This window comes from Pantoea sp. Cr_R13 (assembly GCF_029222565.1).
Classification (GTDB): Bacteria; Pseudomonadota; Gammaproteobacteria; order Enterobacterales; family Enterobacteriaceae; genus Pantoea; species Pantoea eucalypti.
In genome coordinates this window covers 90424-111205 of the sequence record NZ_JARHXL010000001.1, presented here as the reverse complement: position 1 = coordinate 111205, position 20782 = coordinate 90424, and the positions used below count along the sequence as shown (strand labels likewise).

Below are 20782 nucleotides of genomic sequence, written 5' to 3'. Positions count from 1 at the left end.
GCATATTCCCCTCAGCACAACGTCGCCCATTGGGGTGGCGTCTGGGCGATGACGCTTTGCGTATTCGCGTTGATCGCATCTGAATTTATGCCAGTCAGCCTCTTAGCGCCGTTATCACGTGATTTGGCGGTCAGTGAAGGTCAGGCCGGACAGGGCATTGCTATCTCCGGCGCATTGGCGGTGATGACAAGCCTGTTGATCACCCGTATTGCAGGCAATCTCGACCGCAAAATCCTGTTGCTGACGCTGACACTTCTAATGGCGCTATCCGGATTGATGGTCGCGATGGCACCCAACTATCTCATCTACATGACTGGCCGGGCGTTGATTGGCGTGGTGATTGGCGGGTTCTGGTCGATGTCAGCTGCGGTGGCTATCCGGCTGGTCCCCACCGGGCAGGTGCCGCATGCACTGGCTATTTTTAACGGCGGTAATGCGCTGGCGACGGTTATCGCTGCACCGCTGGGGAGCTATCTCGGTTCTGTCATCGGCTGGCGTGGCGCTTTTTTCAGCCTGGTGCCGGTGGCCTTGCTCGCCCTGCTCTGGCAAGGATTTACACTGCCGTCAATGCCAGTCGATAAAGCACGGCAGCAAAGCGCAAACCTCCTGCAGCTGCTGCGTTCACCGCTGGTAACAATAGGTCTTGCCGCCTGCGGACTGCTCTTTATGGGGCAATTCACCCTCTTTACCTATCTCCGTCCGTTTCTGGAAACCGTCACGCAGGTTGACGTTTCTACGCTATCGCTGGTTCTGCTGACCATTGGCGTTGCCGGTTTTATCGGAACACTAATCGTCGGGGTTGTTCTGCAGCGTGGATTTTATCCCACCCTGATGATTATTCCACTGATCATGGCGTCAGTCGCAGGGCTGCTCATGGTGTTCGGTCATCAGCTGTGGCTGGTGGCACCGTTGCTGGGCATCTGGGGACTGGTGGCAACTGCCGCACCCACCGGATGGTGGGCCTGGGTCGCCAGAACCTTCCCGGATAACGCAGAGACGGGCGGCGGATTAATGGTTGCCATTGTCCAGCTGTCGATTGCTCTGGGATCGACGCTGGGCGGTCTGGCCTTTGACCATGCAGGCTGGCAGATCACCTTTGCCATCAGCGCCACATTACTCATCGCTGCCGCTGGACTGGCGTTGATCACTGCGCGCAAAGAAAGCGCCGCCTGATAGCAGATTCATTGTTTAACCGGGCAGCCTGTTGCCCACTTCTCGTCAACCCTGAGGATCCTTTCATGAGAGCATTAACCCTGATGTTTGGACTGTTGATCAGTTCATTTGCAGCCAGCGCTGCCGATATGTCACGCGGCGCCGACAACTTTTATCAAAGCGATAAAGTGACCCGCGAAAAAGTGACGTTTAAAAACCAGTATCAGATGGGCGTCACCGGCACCCTGTTCAGACCTAAAGAAGCGAGTAAAACAGCGCGTCTTCCGGCGATAGTGGTGGGGCATCCGATGGGCGCAGTCAAAGAGCAGAGCGCCAGTCTCTATGCGCAAAAGATGGCTGAGCAGGGCTTTGTTACCCTGGCAATCGATCTCTCATTCTGGGGCGAAAGTGAAGGCCAGCCACGTAATGCGGTTTCTCCGGATATCTATGCCGAAGACTTCAGTGCCGCAGTCGATTACCTGGGGACACGCGAATTTGTCGACCGCAATCGGATTGGTGTGCTGGGCATCTGTGGCAGTGGCAGTTTCGTCATCAGCGCGGCAAAGATCGATCCCCGCATGAAGGCGATAGCTACCGTCAGCATGTATGACATGGGATCAGCCAACCGTAATGCGCTGAATAAAAGCCAGACGCTGGCTCAGCGCAAGCAGATCATTGAAGCAGCGGCACAGCAACGTTATGCGGAATTTACCGGGGGTAAAATCGCATACACCGGCGGTACACCACACAAAATTGATGCTGATTCACCGCCAGTTGCTAAAGAGTTTTATGATTTCTACCGGACACCTCGGGGCGAGTTCACCCCAAAAAGCTCGTCAGCTGCACTAACCACGCACCCGACGCTCACCAGCAATGTGAAGTTCATGAACTTCTATCCGTTCAATGATATTGAGACCATCTCTCCGCGCCCAATGCTCTTCATCACCGGTGATAAAGCGCACTCACGCGAGTTCAGTGAAGATGCTTTCCAGCGCGCAGCTCAGCCCAAAGAGCTGTATATCGTACCTGATGCAGGTCATGTCGACCTTTATGATCGCACTGATCTGATCCCGTTCGCGAAACTGACGGCTTTCTTTAAACAGAATCTGTAATCTTCTGCTCATCGACTCCAGCCCGTCTCCAGAAAACTGCAGACGGGCTGTCTGCGTGATTAGCCTTTGCGATGGCGGGTCAGATAATGCTTCACCAGCACAAAGAACAGCGGAACAAAGAACAATGCCAGGACCGTGCCTGCCAGCGTGCCACCGATGATGCCGGTCCCGATGGCAATGCGGCTATTAGCACCCGCACCGGTTGCCACCGCCAGCGGGATCACGCCGGCAATAAAGGCCAGTGACGTCATCATAATCGGCCGCAAACGGGTTCGTGCCGCCTGCAATGCAGCTGCACTCAGCGAACTGCCCCGGCGCACTGCATCTTCTGCAAATTCGATGATTAATATCGCGTTTTTAGAGGTCAGTCCGACCGTGGTCAGCAACGCCACCTGGAAATAGATATCGTTGCTCAATCCCCGCAGCGCCACTGCCAGCACGGTACCCAACACACCAAGCGGCACCGCCAGAAGCACTGAGAACGGCACCGACCAGCTTTCATACAGCGCAGCCAGACAGAGGAAAACCACAAGAATCGAGATCGCATAAAGCGTAGTCGATTGCCCGCCCGCCTGTTTTTCCTGCAGCGAAAGCCCGCTCCACGCGCCCGTCGTGCCTGCAGGTAATTGATTAGCCAGCCGCTCAATCGCATTCATGGCATCGCCGGAGCTAAACCCTTCGGCATTCTGACCCTGAATTTCATAGGCGGCAGAGCCGTTATAACGATCAAGGCTTTCTGGTCCCATGGTCCACTGGGTCGAGGCAAAGGCCGAGAATGGCGTCATGGTGCCTTCACTGTTCCGGATGTACCACTTATTCAGATCTGACGGTGCTGAACGATACTGACTGTCGCCCTGCACATAGACCCGCTTCACCCGTCCACGATCGATGAAGTCATTGATATAAGCACCACCCCAGGCGCTGGTCAGCGTATCGGTCACGTCATCCAAATTCAGTCCCAGCGCCACCGCTTTGCTGGTATCAATATCTACCTGCAACTGCGGTGTTTGTGGCAGGATATTTGCCCGCACGCCCGTTAACTCCGGGCTCTGCGCTGCGCGTTGTAATAACTGATCGCGCAGATTACCCAGTTGCTCACGCGTGGTTCCACCGCTGGCCAGTAACTCATAGGTAAAGCCGTTGTTTTGTCCCAGTCCAGGTACTGAGGGCGGTGTCAGTGCAAAGATCTGTGCATCCCGAATCGCCGCAAGCGCATAAGTGGCGCGGCCGGCAATCGCTTCAGCAGAGTTCTCACTCCCCGGCCGCTGGTCCCAGTTTTTAAGCTTGATAAACGCCATACCAGCATTCTGCGCAGCACCGCTGAAGTTAAAGCCGTTGATGGTGAAGATCACATCAACATTCTGTTTTTCTTCAGTCAGAAACCAGTCAACTATTTGCTGGTTGACGGCCTCTGTACGACTGGCCGTAGCGCCCGCTGGCAATGTAGCCTGAAGCATGATACTGCCCTGATCTTCGGTCGGCAGGAAACTGCCTGGCAATCGGGTGAACATCACAAACAGCACCACACCCATTGCCGCATAAAGCGATACCATGATTAGTGGGCGACGCAAAGTCCTCACGACTTTGTGACGGTACTGGTGCTCGGTGGCGGCATAAAAGCGGTTAAAACCGCCAAAAAAGCCTTTGCTGTGCGGTGATATCGGCTTCAGCAGCATGCCACACAGCGCGGGCGTCAGGGTCAGCGCCACCACCACGGAGAAAGTCATAGCCGCAATGATGGTGATAGAAAACTGTCGATAGATTACACCGGTCGATCCGGCGAAAAAGGCCATCGGCAGAAATACTGCCGAAAGCACCAGCGCGATAGCCACCAGCGCGCCCGAGATCTCTTTCATCGACTTTTCAGTTGCCTCTCTCGCCGGTAAACCTTCATCACGCATGATGCGTTCGACGTTCTCGACCACCACAATCGCATCATCTACCAGCAGGCCGATTGCCAGTACCATGGCAAACAGTGTCAGTGTGTTGATGGTGTATCCACACAGCGCCAGCACGCCAAAGGTGCCGAGCAGCACTACCGGCACCGCCAGAGCCGGGATCAGCGTCGCACGGAGATTCTGAAGAAACAGGTACATCACTACCACGACCAGCGCGATCGCTTCAATCAGGGTGATCACCACGTCCTCAACGGAGATTTTGATGAAGTCCGTACTGTCGAGTGCATAAGCCACTTCGTAGCCTTGCGGCATCGAGTGGCGATACTCTTCAACTTTGTTTTTCACCAGCGTCGCGGTGGCCAGCGCGTTCGCGCCCGGCGCCAGCATCACCCCGACCCCGGCCGCAGGATGCCCGTTGAGTCGGGTCGTCATGTCATAGGATTCTCCACCCAGTTCAACCCGCGCCACATCCCCCACCCGCACAATGGCACCGCTTTTGTCACTTTTAACAATGATGTTGCGGAACTGCTCTGGCGTCTGCAGTCGCGACTGCGCTCTGACCGTGGCAGTGAGTTGCTGATTGTCGGGGGACGGCAGGCCACCAATTTTACCGGCTGAGACCTGAATGTTTTGAGAGCGTATCGCTGCCGACACGTCGGAGGGCTGTAACGCGAAAGCGTTAAGTTTGAACGGATCGAGCCAGATGCGCATCGCATACTGACCGCCGAACACCTCAATATCCCCCACACCTTCTATCCTGGCCAGCGGCTCCTGCATGTTACTGACCAGCCAGTCGCCGATATCAGTGCTGTTGCTTTTGCCTGTGGTGTCATACAGCCCCATCACCAGCAAAAAGTTCGACTGCGATTTAGTCACGGTGACGCCAAGCTGCTGTACTTCGCTGGGCAGACGGGAGAGCGCCTGCTGCACCTTGTTCTGTACCTGCACCTGAGCAGTGTCCGGATCGGTGCCCTGACTAAACGTAACGGTGACCGACACATCCCCCTGCGAACTGCTGCTGGAGGTAAAGTAGAGCAGATTATCCAGCCCGGTCAGTTGCTTCTCGATCACCTGAGTGACGCTGTTCTCCAGCGTTTCGGCAGATGCCCCGGTATAAGTTGCACTGATGTTCACAGAAGGCGGTGCCACATCGGGATATTGTTCAACCGGCAGCAGAGTGATGGAGAGCGCGCCAAGCAGCATGATTAAAATGGCAACAACCCATGCGAAGACGGGACGATAAATAAAAAAACGAGAAAACATCAGCGGGGTCTCTTCCTTATAGGCGGGTGCAGGACCCGCATTCCTGCGGGTCAACAAACAGCGATGATTATAGGTTGTAACTTCTGGCTGAACATCCTGACGTTCTCTTTTCTTAAACCCGCCGGATCACACCGGGACGTGGCAATTCAATGAGTAAGGGATTCATCGCGAATTCATGAATTGCTCAGGGAGATGAACGTATCAGGGTGCCAGCGACATTTCTGTTAAGTGCAGGCTGTCATGCGTTGTATTTAGCGCCACTATCTTAGCAAAGCGGTAAATCATCCCCTTTAAGATGCCATCCTGCTGATGCGTCAGGTTGACGCTGGCTGGATAGCATACAGAGGAAGGACTTTGCTGATTTATCGGGTAAAGGAGAAATGCGCACGGCACTCTCCTTCTGTTCCGATGTGAGATATATTGATTGCACTATCACGAAATGTTCTCTGCATAACAGGTAATCCCGGCAATGGCACTTATCCCCAAAAATTACACGCGGCTGGAAAGCGGCTATCGTGAAAAAGCACTTAAAATTTATCCCTGGGTATGTGGACGCTGCTCACGCGAATTTGTTTATTCCAACCTACGCGAACTGACCGTTCACCATATTGATCACGATCACACCAATAATCCTGAAGATGGCAGTAACTGGGAGTTGCTGTGTCTCTATTGTCATGACCACGAGCACTCAAAGTACACCGAGGCTGACCAGTATGGCACCCGCGTAGTCGCTGGCGAAGATGCACAAAAAGATGTGGGTGAGGCTACTTACAATCCGTTTGCTGACCTGAAATCGATGTTGAATAAGAAGAAGTAATGTCTGCACTGTCAGGCTGGCTTGCCTGACAGCCTCGCCTCATAGAGAGGTTTACAACAACGGACTGCGACCAGACCCAAAAGTCGCCCGTCCGGGCAAATACTGTACATTCTGACTCAGCGCGGAATGAATTGACCAACCGGTCTTTTTCAGATGCTGATACCCGTCATGGCCGGGTAAAACGTATGTGAACCTCTCCCTCACCAACACTCTTCTTTAAATTGCCTGCAGACAGCACCTTTCCTATTGGCGTGTAGCTATAGGAGGTCTGGAATGTTTCATAAAAAAGAACAAGCGTCTTATCGCCATACAGCATCACATCGCCTTGCTGTATTGTGCCAGGTTTGCGCGGATTGGTAGTAAGCGCATCAGTCAGGTCAGCAAACTTCTCATTGCCGTTCAGCTCCTCATCGTCAGAGTCAGCGGGAGTTTCTGTAAGAATGATTTTCCGGTGGGGTTATCGGCCAGCGTAATGTCATACGCCTGATGGTCAATCGTCATAATAATCTTCACAGTATGCCCCTCTGTCAGGTGGTCACTGTCACTGGCCTTCACCGGCAGCGTACTCGCAGTGGAAATTAAAGCCATAATAAGTAAGGTTTTTTCATCAGACAGATCTCCCGATCCTGGCGTATGAATTCAGGCGTGTCATGCCTGCAGCGATGACCCCTGGCTTGCCCGATATCTTGATCAAAATGCCAATTACGCCGTTGATGTATCAGTTCATCATAGTCCGGATGCGTTGCGCTTCATCTGGTGTGCTGAACTGATTTTCGGCTTACGTTTCGGGTTCCCGAAACATTTTGAGAAGTAATTTCCCTGAATATCAGCCAGTTTCCACGTTATTACCCCTATTTCTGTACCAGGCTTAGAAAATAACAACAGAGACAATGTGGAGCAGTATGAAAGAGCAAAATCGCACAGATGGCATCGCCCCTTATGATGGCGCTGCCGGTGGCTGGGGCGCATTAAAAGCGGTAGCGAATGCTATACGCGGCCAGATGGCCGTAAAACAGGATGTGATCGCTCTGTTTAAAGTCAACCAGCCGCAGGGCTTTGACTGTCCGGGCTGCGCCTGGCCCGACCCGCAACATGCTTCATCGTTTGAGTTCTGTGAAAACGGTGCAAAAGCCGTCTCGTGGGAAGCCACCAGTAAGCGCACCACGCCGGCGTTTTTTAATGCCCACACCGTGACTGAATTATGGGAACGTAGCGCACTGCATCTGGAGGGCGAAGGACGGCTAACCCACCCAATGAAATACGATGCAGCTACCGATACCTATCAACCCATTGAATGGGAGACGGCGTTTAAGGAGATTGGGGAGCATCTGCGCAGCTACAATGATCCAGACAGCGTGGAGTTTTATACTTCGGGCCGTGCGTCGAATGAAGCGGCGTTTCTGTGGCAACTCTTCGCCCGCGAATATGGCACCAATAACTTCCCCGACTGCTCAAACATGTGTCATGAACCCACCAGCGTCGGACTGCCGGAGTCGATTGGCATCGGTAAAGGTACGGTAGAGCTGGAGGATTTTGATCATTGCGACCTGGTGCTCTGCATTGGCCACAATCCCGGCACAAACCATCCTCGCATGCTGGGCACACTGCGGGAAGTCTCAAAACGCGGCGCCACCATCGTGGCAATTAACCCGTTACGTGAACGCGGCCTGGAGCGCTTTACTTCACCGCAGAGCCCGATTGAAATGCTCTCTTTGACCTCTACAGAGCTGGCATCGACTTACTATAAAGTTCGGGTGGGCGGCGATGCGGCGATGCTGAAAGGGGTAATGAAAGTTCTGCTCACCCTGCACGAGGAGGCGCTCAGCAAAGGCGAACCTGGTGTCATTGATGAAGCATTTATCGCTGAACACACAGACGGTTTTAATGCGCTGAAAGCAGACCTGGAGAGCACCGACTGGGAGCACATTCTCAACGTCTCCGGTATGACCCGTGAGGAGATTCAGCATATTGCCCGGCTCTACGCCAGCGCGGAACGAACCATCATCTGCTACGGCATGGGCATTACTCAGCACCAGTACGGCACTCAGAACGTGCAGCAAATAGCCAACCTGCTGCTGATGCGAGGCAATATCGGAAAGCCGGGTGCTGGCATCTGTCCGTTACGTGGTCACTCCAATGTACAGGGCGACCGCACGGTAGGTATCACTGAGGCTCCGCCGCAATCGCTGCTGAATAGTATTGAGAAGGTCTTTGGATTCAAGCCACCGCAGAAACATGGCCACGGCGCCGTGGAGGCGATCAAGGCCATGCGTGATGGCCAGGCTAAAGCACTGCTCTGTTTAGGAGGTAACCTGGCGGAAGCGATTTCTGATCCACAGGTAACGTTCCCGGCAATGCGCAATCTGGATCTGGTGGTGCATATGGCGACCAAGCTGAATCGCTCGCATCTGTTACTCGGCAAACACAATTATCTGCTGCCGGTGCTGGGACGTACTGAGACCGATGTTCAGGCAACCGGCCAGCAGAGCGTAACCGTTGAAGATTCAATGTCGATGGTACACGCCTCGCGCGGGTCGCTGAATCCGGCCTCTCCACATCTTAAATCTGAACCCGCACTGGTCGCCTCACTGGCTAAGGCGACGCTGCCAGAGAGCGTGGTTGACTGGTCTGCCATGGCAGGCGACTACAGCCGCATTCGTGATGCCATTGAAGCGGTATTCCCGGCGTTTGAAAACTTTAATCAGCGCATCGAGCATCCGGGTGGGTTCCGTCTGCATAACGCTGCATCTGAACGTGTCTGGCTCACGCCCTCTGGCCGGGCACAATTTAAAGTGATGCAGGGTATCAACGAAGATCCTCGCTCACTGAAGTGTCATGACCTGGTGCTTACCACTCTGCGTAGCCACGACCAGTACAACACTACGCTGTACGGTTTGAATGATCGCTATCGTGGCGTAACAGGGCGCCGCGATGTGCTGTTTATCAGTGAGCAGGAAGCGGAGAAACGACAGCTGCGTGTCGGTGACCGTGTCGATCTGATGGCACTGGACCCGGATGGCAATCCCACCTCACGCCAGATGAAAAACCTGACCATTGTGATTATTGATATGGCCGCAGGTTCAGTCGGCGCGTACTACCCGGAGGCGAATGTGATGGTGCCGCTCGACAGCCACGATACCAAAAGCGGCATCCCCGCCTATAAAAACATTCCGGTCTCTATGACACGTGTAACTGAAGAGACCCCGACGACCTCAGACGTTTTACGCTAACCTGACGTGTCAGAGGTGAATGTTGCCAGCGTGCCCGGATACCCGGGCACGTTTCTCTATCCTTCAGACAGGCTTTTATTCCTCTTCGCTTACTGGTTTACCACCGTTAGAGCACCCTGCGTGAAGCAAACCGAGCGGCAGCATCGTATACACTACTGTGCTGAAAACAGCTCAAAACGATCGTCTCTTTTTTGCCTGCGCGGTGTTAAGCGCCCTACCGGATGAATGCCATGTTTCACCTGATTTTCAGCTTACCGAGCTGGTATGTTATTGCGCGCGTCATTATTCCATTATCTATGCCACTGGCCATCAAAATCCTGCTCTCCGTACTGGTGCTGCTGGCCTCACAATATCTGCTGGTGAGCCGCTTTACCTCGGGCGGGATTTTCTCCGCCGAAATGCCGCGCACCGTCATCATTCTTTTTAACTGGGCCTACAGCACTGTACTGCTGCTTGCGCTGTTTCAGATGATGATGGATGCGATCATGCTGATTGCCCTGCTTTTACGCCACCCGCTGGCACTGGTTCCCGGCGTTCGCTATCTAGCCGTCTTACTGGCGATGGGACTGGCTGCCTTTGGTGTTCAGCAAGCGATACGGGTGCCACCGGTTAAAGAGGTGACGCTGGTGCTACCCAACCTGCCCCCAGAATTCGATGGCTATCAGCTACTTCAGCTGACCGATCTTCACATCACCCGATTGTTTAATGCGGCCTGGACCGCCAGGATGGTTGAAAGAGCGATGTCTCTTAAAGCCGATCTGATTGTGGTGACAGGCGATGTGATCGATGGCAGCCTGGAGCATCGTCGGCATGACGTCGCGCCGCTGCGGAAGCTGGCCGCGCCTGACGGCGTATGGGCCATCACCGGCAATCACGAATATTTCTTCCATCAGGCGATCTGGACGGCGCATCTGGCCTCACTGGGGCTGCAGCCCCTGCTCAACAGCCACACGATTATTCAGCGCGGCACTGCAAAGCTGGTGATTGCCGGCCTGCCAGACGCTTCCGCACCGGGCAGAAACGCAACCGGCCCGGATTTGGCCCGAGCACTGGAGCATGTGCCTGAAAACGCGCCGGTGATCCTGCTGGATCACCAGCCACGCAACGCCCGCCAGAACGCAGCACAGGGTGTGGATGTGCAACTCTCTGGTCATACGCATGGCGGCCTGATTATCGGGCTGGATCGGTTTTTTGCTAAACCCAACGCCGGATTTGTTTCCGGGCTTTATCAGGTCGACGGAATGCAGCTCTATGTGAATAACGGCACGGCACTCTGGCCAGGCATGGCGGTCAGACTGGGCCGTCCCTCGGAACTGACCCGGATTACCCTGCGCCGCCAGCCCTAAACGCGTGACGAAATAGCCTCAGGAAAGTGCGGTTTTCGCAGGTGTGCATAAGCTTGAGTGAAACAAAGGAGATCACGATGACGATGTTATGTACCGCCTGTGGGACCGCTTATCCCTCTGCTGCCCCTGATCAGCACTGTAAAATCTGTGATGATGAACGCCAGTATGTTCCGGCTGCGGGTCAGCGCTGGATCGCGTTTGATGAACTGCGTGCCAGCCACGCCAATAAGTGGACAGCCCATAGCGATGCGCTGTTAAGCCTTAAAACCGTGCCCGAGTTTGCCATTAACCAGCGCGCTTTCCTGCTGCGTACGCCCCACGGCAACGTGTTATGGGACTGCATTGCTAATCTTGATGATGCGACTTTCACGCTGATCACCGCGTTGGGTGGCATTGATGCTATCGCGATTTCACATCCGCACTACTACACCACCATGCAGGAGTGGGCTGAGGCATTTAACGCACCCATTCATCTGCATGCCCACGATCAGCAATGGATTGTGCGGGAAAGTCCGCATATCCAGCTCTGGCAGGGTGAGTCGCTGACGCTGATGCCGGGTGTAACGCTGTTACGGCTGGGCGGCCATTTTCCTGGCGGCAGCGTATTGCACTGGGATGAGGGCGAAGGCGTGATACTGGCGGGTGATATTATTCAGGTCACGCCGGGTGCGCATGGCGTGTCCTTTATGTGGAGCTACCCGAATATGCTGCCGCTGTCAGCCGCGACCGTGAGTGACATCATGCGGCGGCTTTCTGACGTTACATTCGGGCAGCTTTATGGCGCATTTGAAGGTCAGGATATTCATCAGCAGGCAAAAGAGAAAGTGATACGGTCGGGTAAGAAGTATCTGGCCTGTCTGCAGGATCATCAGGCGTAGCGGACAATAAACGCGGAGAAGAGAACAGCCGCCCACAGGTGACGGCTGTTTTAACACAATTATGCGGTCTGGAATAGTGCGACCATGGTACGCAACTGCCCTGCTCGTGCGGCGAGTTCATCAGCAGAGGAAGCTGACTCTTCAACCAGCACGGCGTTCTGCTGCGTCACCTGATCCATCTGGTTTACCGCAATATTCACCTGCGAGATACCGCTGCTCTGCTCTTCCGATGACGAAGAAATTTCGCGCATCAGCTGCGAGGTCTGCTCAATAGCGCTGACGCTCTGCTTAACCTTGTCACCCGCATTCTGTGCCATCGCGATCCCTTCCTGAGCATGATTCACCGACTGTTCAATCAGGCCCTTGATCTCTTTCGCGGCACTGGCTGAACGTTGTGCCAGCGCACGGACTTCCGACGCGACAACGGCAAAACCTTTGCCCTGCTCACCCGCACGTGCTGCCTCTACCGCTGCATTCAGCGCCAGAATGTTGGTCTGGAAAGCGATGCTATCAATGACTGAGGTAATCTCCTCAATCTGACCGGAGCTGCCGCGAATTTTATGCATCGTCTGCATCACGGAATCCATCGCTGCACCGCTTAACAGCGCCGCCTGCGTGGCCGACTCCGCGCGGTCAGAGGCAAAGCGCGTATTATCCGCATTCTGCTGAATGATTGCCGCCAGTTGTTCCATACTGGCAGCCGTTTCAGCCAGCGAGGCAGCCTGCTGTTCAGTGCGTGACGAAAGGTCACCATTGCCCCGTGCAATCTCTTCTGAAGAGTTGGCGATAGTGGCCGCGTTACCTTTGATATCGGAAACCAGCTGAGCAAGACGCTGCTGCATCCGCATCAACGCATTCAGCAACTCAGCCATTTCATTGCTGCCGGAAACGATCAGTGCTGCCGTTAAATCACCCGCTGCAACACGACTGGCGACTTCCACCGCTTCTTTAACAGGACGGGTAACAGAGCGCGTAATCATTACAGCGACTAAGATGGCCAGCAGCGCCACGGCCAGCAGACCTGCCAGCAGCACATATTGAGACTTTCGCTTGGTATCAATTTGTTCATCCATCATTTGTTGCAAACGGGTACTGGACTGATTACCCAGCTCAGAATAGCGGTTGATCGCCTGAGTAAACACCCGAACATATTCAACCGGTGAGACGCTGGCATGCCCGCTCACAAATATCCCATCAGCCAGTTGCAGCGCACTTTGAGCCTGCTGATTTGCATCCTGTGCCAGACCAGAGAAAGTGGTTTTTAAATCTGGCTCAATGGAAAATACTTTGTTCATATTACTGCTGAACTGCGCCAGGGCCGTTCTGCCATTATCAATCTGGAACGCCAGTCGGCTGCGATCGGCATCAGAGATATTTCCGCTCGCAATAAGCGAGGTTCCATTGGCGCGAATCTGACCCAGAGTTTCAGTCAGCAGTGGCAGACGGCTATAGATACTGACGATCAACTGATAAGTATTTAAGTCCGCATCCAGGGACAGCTGATAAAAATCCAGCACATCCTGATTCATATCCAGCAAACCCTGAATCAAGTGAGCATGACGTGTCAGGCTCGTTGCCAGAGTCAGTTTGCCACTATTAATATCGCCCTGGAGTTGATCCCACTCCTGATTTACACGCTGCAGCGATTTCAGTGGCTGTGCCTGCTCATCATCTTTACGCAGATCCTCCGTAATCGTCCGGGATAATGTATTGATTTGCGTAACCAGTTCCAGACGAGGTGCGTTATCAGCTTTGTTAAGAGAGATGGCGATAGCGCTCTCTGCACGGTGGCGCTGCAGCAGGTTGAGAAGTTTGAGGACTTTTTTCTCTACCGGTATGCCGGATAGTTCAATTTGTTTTGTATCAATGAGCTGATTACCCGTCTGAATAAAAAGAAAGGTGGGTAAAATAAACAGCACCAGCGCAAAGGATCCCAGAAGCAGGAATTTCGCTGGAAGGTTAATACGGTCGAGTAATCTCTTCATTCTTTTTCGCTCTGATGTGTGGGGCGTGCAGGTGAGTAGTGCACAAAATAGGTTGTTTATTATTATTTTTACTTTTTCTTTTACATAGCCAGAGGCGTCTCATGCAGCGCAATGTTGCTATGAAGAAAAGGTATTCATATAAAGTCAGAAAATGTATATCGCGACAGAAAGGAGTATAGATTGCGTTCAACTCTTTTTCAGTGAAAATAAAGACGATATTTATTGCAAGATTACCTTAAGCTAAACTTAAAAATAGTCATATTTATCATTGTGATAGAAAAAACACAGCGAACTTACCTTACAAAGCAGTAAGCCTGACTTGAGCATTTTTTTTAAGAAAAGAAATTTAAGCCAAACCAGACGTCATCAATGACAGACATTTTGCGCATATCGGATTAATTATCATTACAGAATACTGTGTGGGGATAAATTTTGTGAAAATATAAACGCGCCTTCATAACCCCAAAGAGTTATCTCAATGGCAATAATGAAAACGATTTCAAATAGTTTATTCGCGAATCATTTTATTACCGCAGATGAATAATAAAAAAGCCCCCAACGCTGTGGGGGCCCTTCTGTTACGGCTGAACGGTTAAAAACTTTCCCAGTTCGCCTTAGTCAGGTCGATAGGCTGGCGCTCAGGCTGTTTTGTCTCTGAAACGGGACGACGCAAAGCTGCGGCCTGCTGCGGCTGCACTTCGCGGTGACGGCTCTCAAGCGTGAAGGTAGACACCAGCCCTGACAGCGTCTCTGCCTGCTCCTGCAGCGACTTAGAGGCAGATGAGGCCTCTTCCACCAGCGAGGCGTTCTGTTGCGTCACTTCATCCATCTGACCAATCGCCTGATGAACCTGCTCAATGCCTTTGCTCTGCTCAGAGGTGGCCGCTGCAATCTCATTGACCAAATCGGCCACCTGCTGAATTGCCTGACGAACATTTTCACTGTTAGACCCAACATTGCCTGCCTGCTCTAAACCGTGCTCAACCTGTGAAACCGAGGTAGAGATAAGATCTTTAATTTCACGGGCTGCCGAAGAGGAGCGTTGTGCCAGATTACGCACTTCAGAGGCGACAACGGCGAAGCCGCGGCCATGCTCACCGGCACGCGCGGCTTCAACAGCCGCATTCAGTGCCAGGATATTGGTCTGGAATGCAATGCCTTCAATCAGTCCGGTAATTTCAGAAATTTTGGCGGAACTGCCGCGGATTTCATCCATGGTGCTGAGCATCTGCTTCACCGCCGCCCCGTTCTGGATTGACATGGTATTGGCGTTATTCGCCAGACTGCTGGCCTGGTGCGCACCTTCTGAGTTCTGCCGCACCGTTTCGCTCAGTGTCGCCATGCTGGCAGCTGTCTGCTCCAGTGAAGCCGCCTGTTCTTCGGTACGCGCAGAAAGATCTTCGTTACCTGCCGCAATCTGCGTTGAGCCGGCACTGACCGATTGCGCCGCATGATTGACTGACAGCAGCGCGCCGGAAACGCGAGCCAGTAGTTGATTGAATGCCAGGGCCGTTTTGCCAATCTCATCCTTGCTACGGACCTCTGCGGTGTGTGTCAGGTCAAGCGTATGACTGACCTGTGTCATGGTGTTAACCATACCTGAGAGACTCTTTTTGATGCCAAGAATCACCTTCGCAGAAAAAATGGCCAGTATCAGAATCAATAGCACAGATCCGCCAGACATCATCCACAGCGTCTGCCGATAAACCTGCTTGTTCTCCGCTCTGAGTTTTTCGCCAATATCGATGTTTAACTGAATCTGGCGGGTAAAATCTGCTTCCATTTTACGGGCTGCGGCACCGATTCCGTTGTCACTCTGTAATAACGGCAGCGTAACAGCATCATTATGGGCACGTGACGCGGCAAGAAACGCCGGCAATGCGCTGCGAACAGCATCCAGATTTTTATAGGCCTGCTGCGTCAGCTCTTTATCTTCATCGTTCGAGATGTCATTCGCCATATAATAATCGTTGAGTGATTTAATCTGCGAAAGCAGATTTTCAATGCGCGTTTCTGCCTCAGAGAATTTTGTCTCATCACTGCTGCTATGGTGGCGATAAAGCGCAATACCTAACTGATTGGTGGCGCTGATTGATTTATTAATATCACGAATGCTGGGTATCGCGTTGACCTGGACATATTCAAAACGCGACTGAAAACCCGTGATCACAGACAATGAGATAATAACCAGCGCAATCAGTGACATTGCCAGCAGTGAAAAAATCAGTACGAGACGCTGTGTAATAGTCATACGAGCCCCAAAAAGAGTAATTTGAATATAGCGAAAGCTGGATCGTTCTTATCGGCTCTTATCAGCAGTGCTTTAATTGATTAGCGTAAATATATTTTTTTAATTGTTCTGGCGAATCTCAGAGAATGCACTACCTGTCAAAATGATGCTTACCACCGGGACATAATTTTTTACATTTAGTCGTATTAACATAACTTCCCCTTTTTCAGAATGGTGTTATTTGAATGCAGGAAGGTCATCTTTGATGCGTATCAGCCATTCATTTAAACCTGATGATTAGCGAGCTAATTCAACAGCCTGACTGACAATAATTATCTGTCGGAAGCAAGGCAATCCCAGAGAAATTTTGCTACAGGCCCAGTAAATAAAGGGAATGTAATGCTAAGTAAAGATTGAGAACCAAAATCACAGCCTCTGCTAATTATCAGTGGCACTGATGGATGTGTTGTTGACCGTCCAGAGGCTTGAAGGAGAAGGCATAGGATTTTAGCCATTCGTGGCAGGCCCAGATTAAATCAGTGAAATGACTGGCGGAATGCTGATTCTGGTCTATGCTCACTGGCCCGACCAGGCTTTAGTCTGTCGGATAGCAATATCGCTTAAAATAAAAAAGGTAGTGATCATGGATTTAGCCACATTTGAAACCAGAACGGGTCTTTGGCCACACATGCAGTTTACGGATGTTGAATATGACTTTTGCAGCGCTGGCGTTGAAATCTACGCCATTGACGTCAGCCGTCAGACTAAAAGCAAGCTGTTTATCTGCCGTGTCGCCAGCGAGCAGCAGGCTGCGTCACTGACAGCCCAGTTCAAAGAGTGGTTACCGAAGTTAAAGCTTAAAAAACGCAAAGTTGCTTTGAATCTGGCTCGCATGGCGTGCGACAAAAGTTATTCCGCCAATCCTAAGTTTCAGGATCGGTCAGATTTGCGCCACAACACGTCAAGGCTCTGATGTTTATTCAGCCTGCAAGCGTTAACGCGGGCAGGCTTAAACGCTCTCTTGTCTGTTGTGTATAACGATTCTGCGGCACGTTTTAATTGCGCGCCGCGGGCACCTGAAACAGCCGACAATCACCATCCTCAATCGAAATATCGCTGAAAGTGGTGATATGCATTTCAATCCAGGTGTTCGCGGCGCGAAATGTGCAAGAGGCATTTCGCTGTTCAAGTTCAGCGACAAAATCCCGGGTGCTCACTGTGCACTGACCGACATCATCCTGCCTTATCGCCTCCCTGAATGCAGTCCAGACCTCATCATCCTGCGACATCACATTTACCCCGCTCTGGCTCAGGCCCAAAATAACTGTATATGCAAACAGTACAATTTGTTTTTGATGCGGTCAAGTCTTCGTAAAAAGCCCGGTTAAGACACTGTGAGACGTCACTGTTCCGGCCACTTTTAGCAGAAGCGGCAGGCTTGAGGGGACTTTAATCCTAATCTTAGAAATCGTTTTCACATCAGATTAAGTCATTGATAAAAAAAGCAAGTACCATAAGTAGCATTTTAATGATTTGATATCTAAATAAAAAAACTGTTAAACACAGCGGCATAAAAGTTGGTTTTGCCCTATCTTTAAATGGCTCTGTAATGAAATCCACTTCTTTTACAGAGTGATTTGACTCCTACCCTTGCCCCCTTTTACAGGGGGCACTTTTTCAGATAACACAGATGACGACATTCGCGAGTTTATGCTGACGGGTAATATGCGTGTACTTAGCGAAAATGTGGTGACTATGTTAATGCGCTGTCTGGAAAAACGGTGCATTTGTAACCTGATGATTCATCAGCCGGGCTTAAATTATCAACACTTAAAAACAGTTGTTTGAATTTAAAGGTATTTTTAATGGAATATCTAAAGAACAACTCTTATCTGCTAAAAAAGCTCGCCAAATCACCATGGTAAGGAGAACAAAAAACGCGTAATAATCAGTCACTATTGTTTTGACCGGCGCCTCACCAGGGATGTCGTAACGTTATAATAATGCGCTATATCCGATATTCGCCCCCGCTTTTGCGGGGGCTTTTTATTTTACTCATTCCTTTATCCCCTTCCCGCCGCTGAGCAATGCAATACGCCAATCCTCACAATCCTGACCACGCCAGGAGTTGATAGTCCGATTAATGCTGTAAGCAAAAGGTCATAATGGCTACAGTTGTGCCCTTAGCCATCAATTTTTCTGTGATATGGTTAATCAGTAACGTTTGGCCATATGAGTTTGCTTATGCTCTCCACCCTTATATATCGCAGCCAGCTTGTGACTTCTGTTTCGCCAGAGAGATTACTGGCGCTGGTGGAGCGCGCCAGAATAAAAAATGCCGAGGCTGAGGTCACTGGAATCCTGCTCTATGATGGGCAGTACTTTTTTCAGGTGCTGGAAGGAAAAGTCGATAATGTGCAGACTGTCTTCCAGCGTATCTGTCAGGATGATCGACACTTTAATCTGATTGAGCTGATGCGAGATTATGCGCCCGCACGTCGCTTTGGAAATGCCGGTATGGCCCTGTTTGATTTACGTGACTATCAGCAGCATACCGTGGTTGATGCCCTGCTTAAGCGAGTGACTCTGAGTGATGAGCGCATCAAACAAGACCGGGTAGTAAAGTTCCTTCGGTCTTTCGTCGAGGGACGTGATAAAGCGACGTTTATTGAGATCGATCCCGCCAGTCTCTGGACGCTGACTACACCTCCTGAACAATACGTTCAGCCCGCCGGGCAACAGACTTCCGGGCAACGCTGTGAATTTGCACTCCAGCCAATTGTTGATGCAACAAATCGTCAGATTGTGTCCTGTGAAGCCCTGATACGCGGCCCACATGGCGCACCACCCGCCGACTATTTTTCACAACTGCAGGAGAACGAGCGATACCAGGCCGATCTGCACTCTAAAGCCTACGCTTTCAAGCTGGCCAGACACCTGGGATTGCGGGAGCTGACGCTCTCCGTCAATCTCCTGCCCATGTCGCTGGTCGTGATCGATCATGCGGTAGACCATCTTATCCAGCAAATCATTCAGCAAGGATTGCGACCTGAGCAGGTCGTGATTGAGGTGACGGAAGATGAGATCATTTCGCGCTTTGACGAGTTTCAGTCTGCCGTACAGCAGCTTAAAGCTGCCGGAATCAGTCTGGCGCTGGACGATTTTGGCGCCGGTTTCGCAGGCCTGTCACTGTTAGCCGATTTTCAGCCCGACAAAGTTAAAATTGATCGCAAACTCATCACCGATATTCACTGTAGCGGCCCTCGCCAGGCGATAGTATTGGCCATTCTTAAATGCTGCCAGGCGCTGGAGATCACGGTCATCGCGGAGGGAGTAGAAAAAATTGAAGAGTGGCTCTGGCTGGAAGGCGCTGGCGTTCGCTATTACCAGGGATTTCTGTTTGCCCGCCCGGCCCTGAATGCCCTGCCTGCAGTAAGCTGGCCATCGCGCCGCACGGAATGACTAAAGATGAGAGTGTCCCGTTTCTCTCTCCTCTTTTACTCAGAGTTTGACCCGGCTCACACCTCCCCGCTGCAAAGTGCAAAAGCTGTGCCATGCTTTATTCATCTGGCAGCCAACAGGCAAAACAGATATTCATCATGTCCCTGGATAACAACCGAAATTGGGAGAGTCACCATGAACGAAGATCGCATCAGCGGTAACTGGAAGCAGTTCAAAGGTAAGGTTAAGGAAAAATGGGGTGATCTTACGGATGATGATATGACCGTTGTAGAAGGGAAGCGTGATCAACTGGTCGGTAAAATTCAGGAACGCTATGGCTACGAAAAAGATCGTGCTGAAAAAGAAGTGAAAGACTGGGAAGACTCCAATAAGTATCACTGGTAATGCGTTCTGAATCGCCGGGCGTTACAGCGCCCGGCACCTGCTTTGGTTTCCCTTAATCCTTCTTCATCCGACTTAATGTCAGCAGCGCCCTTTTGCGGGCGGCGATTATGGAAATGATTATTTCTTTATTTGCCGATGAAGCGCATACTGCGACTATCGTCCCTGAACATGGGACCTCAAAATCGTCCGGATATTACCTATGCCTCACCACACTACCGACACCGTATGTGGCCTCGTCGGTGTTCTTCCTGAAACTCTGCGTCGCTGGCGCCGTGCCGGGCTAATCACGCCACCGGGTCCTGCTGGCTACTCAGATAATCAGCTCACGCGTGCGCTATGTGTGCGTGAAATGACGTCAGGAGGTCATACGTTGTTCGATATCCATACGGCACTTAACTGGCCCAACGTGGCACTGTCAGGCGGGTGGGCTTGTCGCGAAGAGGACATTTTGCAGTTGCTGGCCAATAATCCAGATGCTGATATCGATCGCGAACTTCAAATGATGAACACCGACTACTGTGGTGACGATTACGTTAATTGCTACCTGCGCCCCCTTAACCTCTGGCTGCGCGCTGACCTGAGTGAGGGTGCGGATATGCGTCTGCAACGCTTTCATGCCGCTGTTGTCGCGCAATGGGAGCACCTGTCTCTGGCAGCCCGTCGACGCAGCACGGTTCCCTTGTTCCTGGAAGCAGTCAGCGTCACAGATGAAACAGAGATCTGGATGGAGGCGATACGGCTTAATGGACAGGGTTTTCGGGTTGAAGTGGCCGCAGTCGCTTCTGGTCAACCCGCCGTGGCACAACGCCGTTTTGAACATCATCTGATGTGGTGTGGTGATGGTATTAGTGCCTCAATGAAGGCGGCATTCAATGCCAGTCTTGAAGCGGGTAAACCCATCATGCTGACTGGCACCAACATCGATTTGCAGTCGCAAAATAATCTTATCTTTGCCAGCGCCTGAGCACCGTCACCTTTTTCACCAGTCGACACTTAAAAGGCGGAAACAGCCTTTGCCGTCTCCG

At 51.9% G+C, this 20782-nt stretch carries 14 protein-coding genes and 1 pseudogene; 10 read left to right on the top strand and 5 right to left on the bottom strand.

What is annotated here, in order from left to right; genetic code table 11:
* Nucleotides 1-48: 48 nt before the first annotated feature.
* Nucleotides 49-1173, top strand: coding sequence for an MFS transporter (locus P2R09_RS00455; RefSeq protein ID WP_275766045.1), 1125 nt, complete (start codon nt 49-51; stop codon nt 1171-1173).
* A gap of 65 nt (nt 1174-1238) precedes the next feature.
* Entirely contained in the window at nt 1239-2264 is a 1026-nt protein-coding gene (locus P2R09_RS00450; RefSeq protein ID WP_105100062.1) for an alpha/beta hydrolase, read from the top strand.
* A gap of 59 nt (nt 2265-2323) precedes the next feature.
* Here the strand turns inward: P2R09_RS00450 and P2R09_RS00445 are convergent, their stop codons facing one another.
* Nucleotides 2324-5425: an efflux RND transporter permease subunit gene (locus P2R09_RS00445; RefSeq protein ID WP_275765978.1), complete on the bottom strand. Its 3102-nt coding sequence runs from the start codon at nt 5423-5425 to the stop codon at nt 2324-2326.
* A 469-nt stretch (nt 5426-5894) separates the two neighbouring features.
* Between P2R09_RS00445 and yajD the strand changes: the two genes are divergently transcribed.
* Entirely contained in the window at nt 5895-6242 is a 348-nt protein-coding gene (gene yajD, locus P2R09_RS00440; protein ID WP_003850685.1) for an HNH nuclease YajD, read from the top strand.
* A gap of 166 nt (nt 6243-6408) precedes the next feature.
* Here yajD and P2R09_RS00435 read toward each other — a convergent pair.
* Nucleotides 6409-6743: pseudogene (locus P2R09_RS00435) on the bottom strand (cyclophilin-like fold protein).
* 401 nt (nt 6744-7144) lie between these two features.
* Between P2R09_RS00435 and P2R09_RS00430 the strand changes: the two are divergent.
* The 3 genes from P2R09_RS00430 to P2R09_RS00420 all read left to right on the top strand — a co-directional run bounded on the left by P2R09_RS00430 (nt 7145) and on the right by P2R09_RS00420 (nt 11696).
* Nucleotides 7145-9472 carry an FdhF/YdeP family oxidoreductase gene (locus P2R09_RS00430; RefSeq protein ID WP_275765948.1) on the top strand — a complete coding sequence of 776 codons (2328 nt, stop codon included), beginning with the start codon at nt 7145-7147 and terminating at the stop codon, nt 9470-9472.
* 230 nt (nt 9473-9702) lie between these two features.
* On the top strand, nt 9703-10818 hold the full coding sequence (locus tag P2R09_RS00425; protein WP_275765946.1) for a metallophosphoesterase: 1116 nt from the start codon (nt 9703-9705) through the stop codon (nt 10816-10818).
* A 77-nt stretch (nt 10819-10895) separates the two neighbouring features.
* Nucleotides 10896-11696: an MBL fold metallo-hydrolase gene (locus tag P2R09_RS00420; protein ID WP_275765943.1), complete on the top strand. Its 801-nt coding sequence runs from the start codon at nt 10896-10898 to the stop codon at nt 11694-11696.
* Between the two features lie 59 nt (nt 11697-11755).
* Here P2R09_RS00420 and P2R09_RS00415 read toward each other — a convergent pair whose 3' ends face one another.
* Together P2R09_RS00415 and P2R09_RS00410 are read right to left on the bottom strand one after the other, a co-directional pair.
* The gene (locus P2R09_RS00415; RefSeq protein ID WP_275765938.1) at nt 11756-13681 is read right to left on the bottom strand and encodes a methyl-accepting chemotaxis protein; all 1926 of its coding nucleotides are present in this window, start codon (nt 13679-13681) and stop codon (nt 11756-11758) included.
* Nucleotides 13682-14273: 592 nt separating this feature from the next.
* A complete protein-coding gene (locus P2R09_RS00410) occupies nt 14274-15932 on the bottom strand; it encodes a methyl-accepting chemotaxis protein (protein ID WP_275765935.1) in 1659 nt (552 codons plus the stop codon).
* 535 nt (nt 15933-16467) lie between these two features.
* On the opposite strand from P2R09_RS00410, the gene P2R09_RS00405 reads away from it, so the two are divergent.
* Nucleotides 16468-16884, top strand: coding sequence for a hypothetical protein (locus P2R09_RS00405; protein WP_275765932.1), 417 nt, complete (start codon nt 16468-16470; stop codon nt 16882-16884).
* Nucleotides 16885-16966: 82 nt separating this feature from the next.
* On the opposite strand, the gene P2R09_RS00400 is transcribed toward P2R09_RS00405, so the two are convergent.
* Complete coding sequence (locus P2R09_RS00400; protein ID WP_275765929.1) at nt 16967-17200, bottom strand: DNA polymerase V subunit; 234 nt, start codon at nt 17198-17200, stop codon at nt 16967-16969.
* 955 nt (nt 17201-18155) lie between these two features.
* Here P2R09_RS00400 and P2R09_RS00395 point away from each other — a divergent pair.
* The 3 genes from P2R09_RS00395 (at nt 18156) to P2R09_RS00385 (ending at nt 20721) form a co-directional block, all read left to right on the top strand.
* Nucleotides 18156-19373 (top strand): diguanylate phosphodiesterase, encoded by a 1218-nt coding sequence (locus P2R09_RS00395; RefSeq protein ID WP_275765926.1) that lies wholly within the window; start codon nt 18156-18158, stop codon nt 19371-19373.
* Between the two features lie 174 nt (nt 19374-19547).
* Nucleotides 19548-19757, top strand: coding sequence for a CsbD family protein (locus P2R09_RS00390; RefSeq protein WP_003850662.1), 210 nt, complete (start codon nt 19548-19550; stop codon nt 19755-19757).
* Between the two features lie 199 nt (nt 19758-19956).
* Complete coding sequence (locus P2R09_RS00385) at nt 19957-20721, top strand: MerR family transcriptional regulator (RefSeq protein WP_275765921.1); 765 nt, start codon at nt 19957-19959, stop codon at nt 20719-20721.
* Nucleotides 20722-20782 lie beyond the last annotated feature (61 nt).

Coding starts and splice junctions, on each gene's coding strand:
- P2R09_RS00385 (WP_275765921.1), top strand. CDS start 19,957: ATGCCTCACCACACTACCGACACCGTATGTGGCCTCGTCGGTGTTCTT.
- P2R09_RS00415 (WP_275765938.1), bottom strand. CDS start 13,681: ATGAAGAGATTACTCGACCGTATTAACCTTCCAGCGAAATTCCTGCTT.
- P2R09_RS00405 (WP_275765932.1), top strand. CDS start 16,468: ATGCTGATTCTGGTCTATGCTCACTGGCCCGACCAGGCTTTAGTCTGT.
- P2R09_RS00450 (WP_105100062.1), top strand. CDS start 1,239: ATGAGAGCATTAACCCTGATGTTTGGACTGTTGATCAGTTCATTTGCA.
- P2R09_RS00430 (WP_275765948.1), top strand. CDS start 7,145: ATGAAAGAGCAAAATCGCACAGATGGCATCGCCCCTTATGATGGCGCT.
- P2R09_RS00400 (WP_275765929.1), bottom strand. CDS start 17,200: ATGTCGCAGGATGATGAGGTCTGGACTGCATTCAGGGAGGCGATAAGG.
- P2R09_RS00445 (WP_275765978.1), bottom strand. CDS start 5,425: ATGTTTTCTCGTTTTTTTATTTATCGTCCCGTCTTCGCATGGGTTGTT.
- P2R09_RS00410 (WP_275765935.1), bottom strand. CDS start 15,932: ATGACTATTACACAGCGTCTCGTACTGATTTTTTCACTGCTGGCAATG.
- P2R09_RS00425 (WP_275765946.1), top strand. CDS start 9,703: ATGTTTCACCTGATTTTCAGCTTACCGAGCTGGTATGTTATTGCGCGC.
- yajD (WP_003850685.1), top strand. CDS start 5,895: ATGGCACTTATCCCCAAAAATTACACGCGGCTGGAAAGCGGCTATCGT.
- P2R09_RS00390 (WP_003850662.1), top strand. CDS start 19,548: ATGAACGAAGATCGCATCAGCGGTAACTGGAAGCAGTTCAAAGGTAAG.
- P2R09_RS00395 (WP_275765926.1), top strand. CDS start 18,156: ATGCTCTCCACCCTTATATATCGCAGCCAGCTTGTGACTTCTGTTTCG.
- P2R09_RS00420 (WP_275765943.1), top strand. CDS start 10,896: ATGACGATGTTATGTACCGCCTGTGGGACCGCTTATCCCTCTGCTGCC.
- P2R09_RS00455 (WP_275766045.1), top strand. CDS start 49: ATGACGCTTTGCGTATTCGCGTTGATCGCATCTGAATTTATGCCAGTC.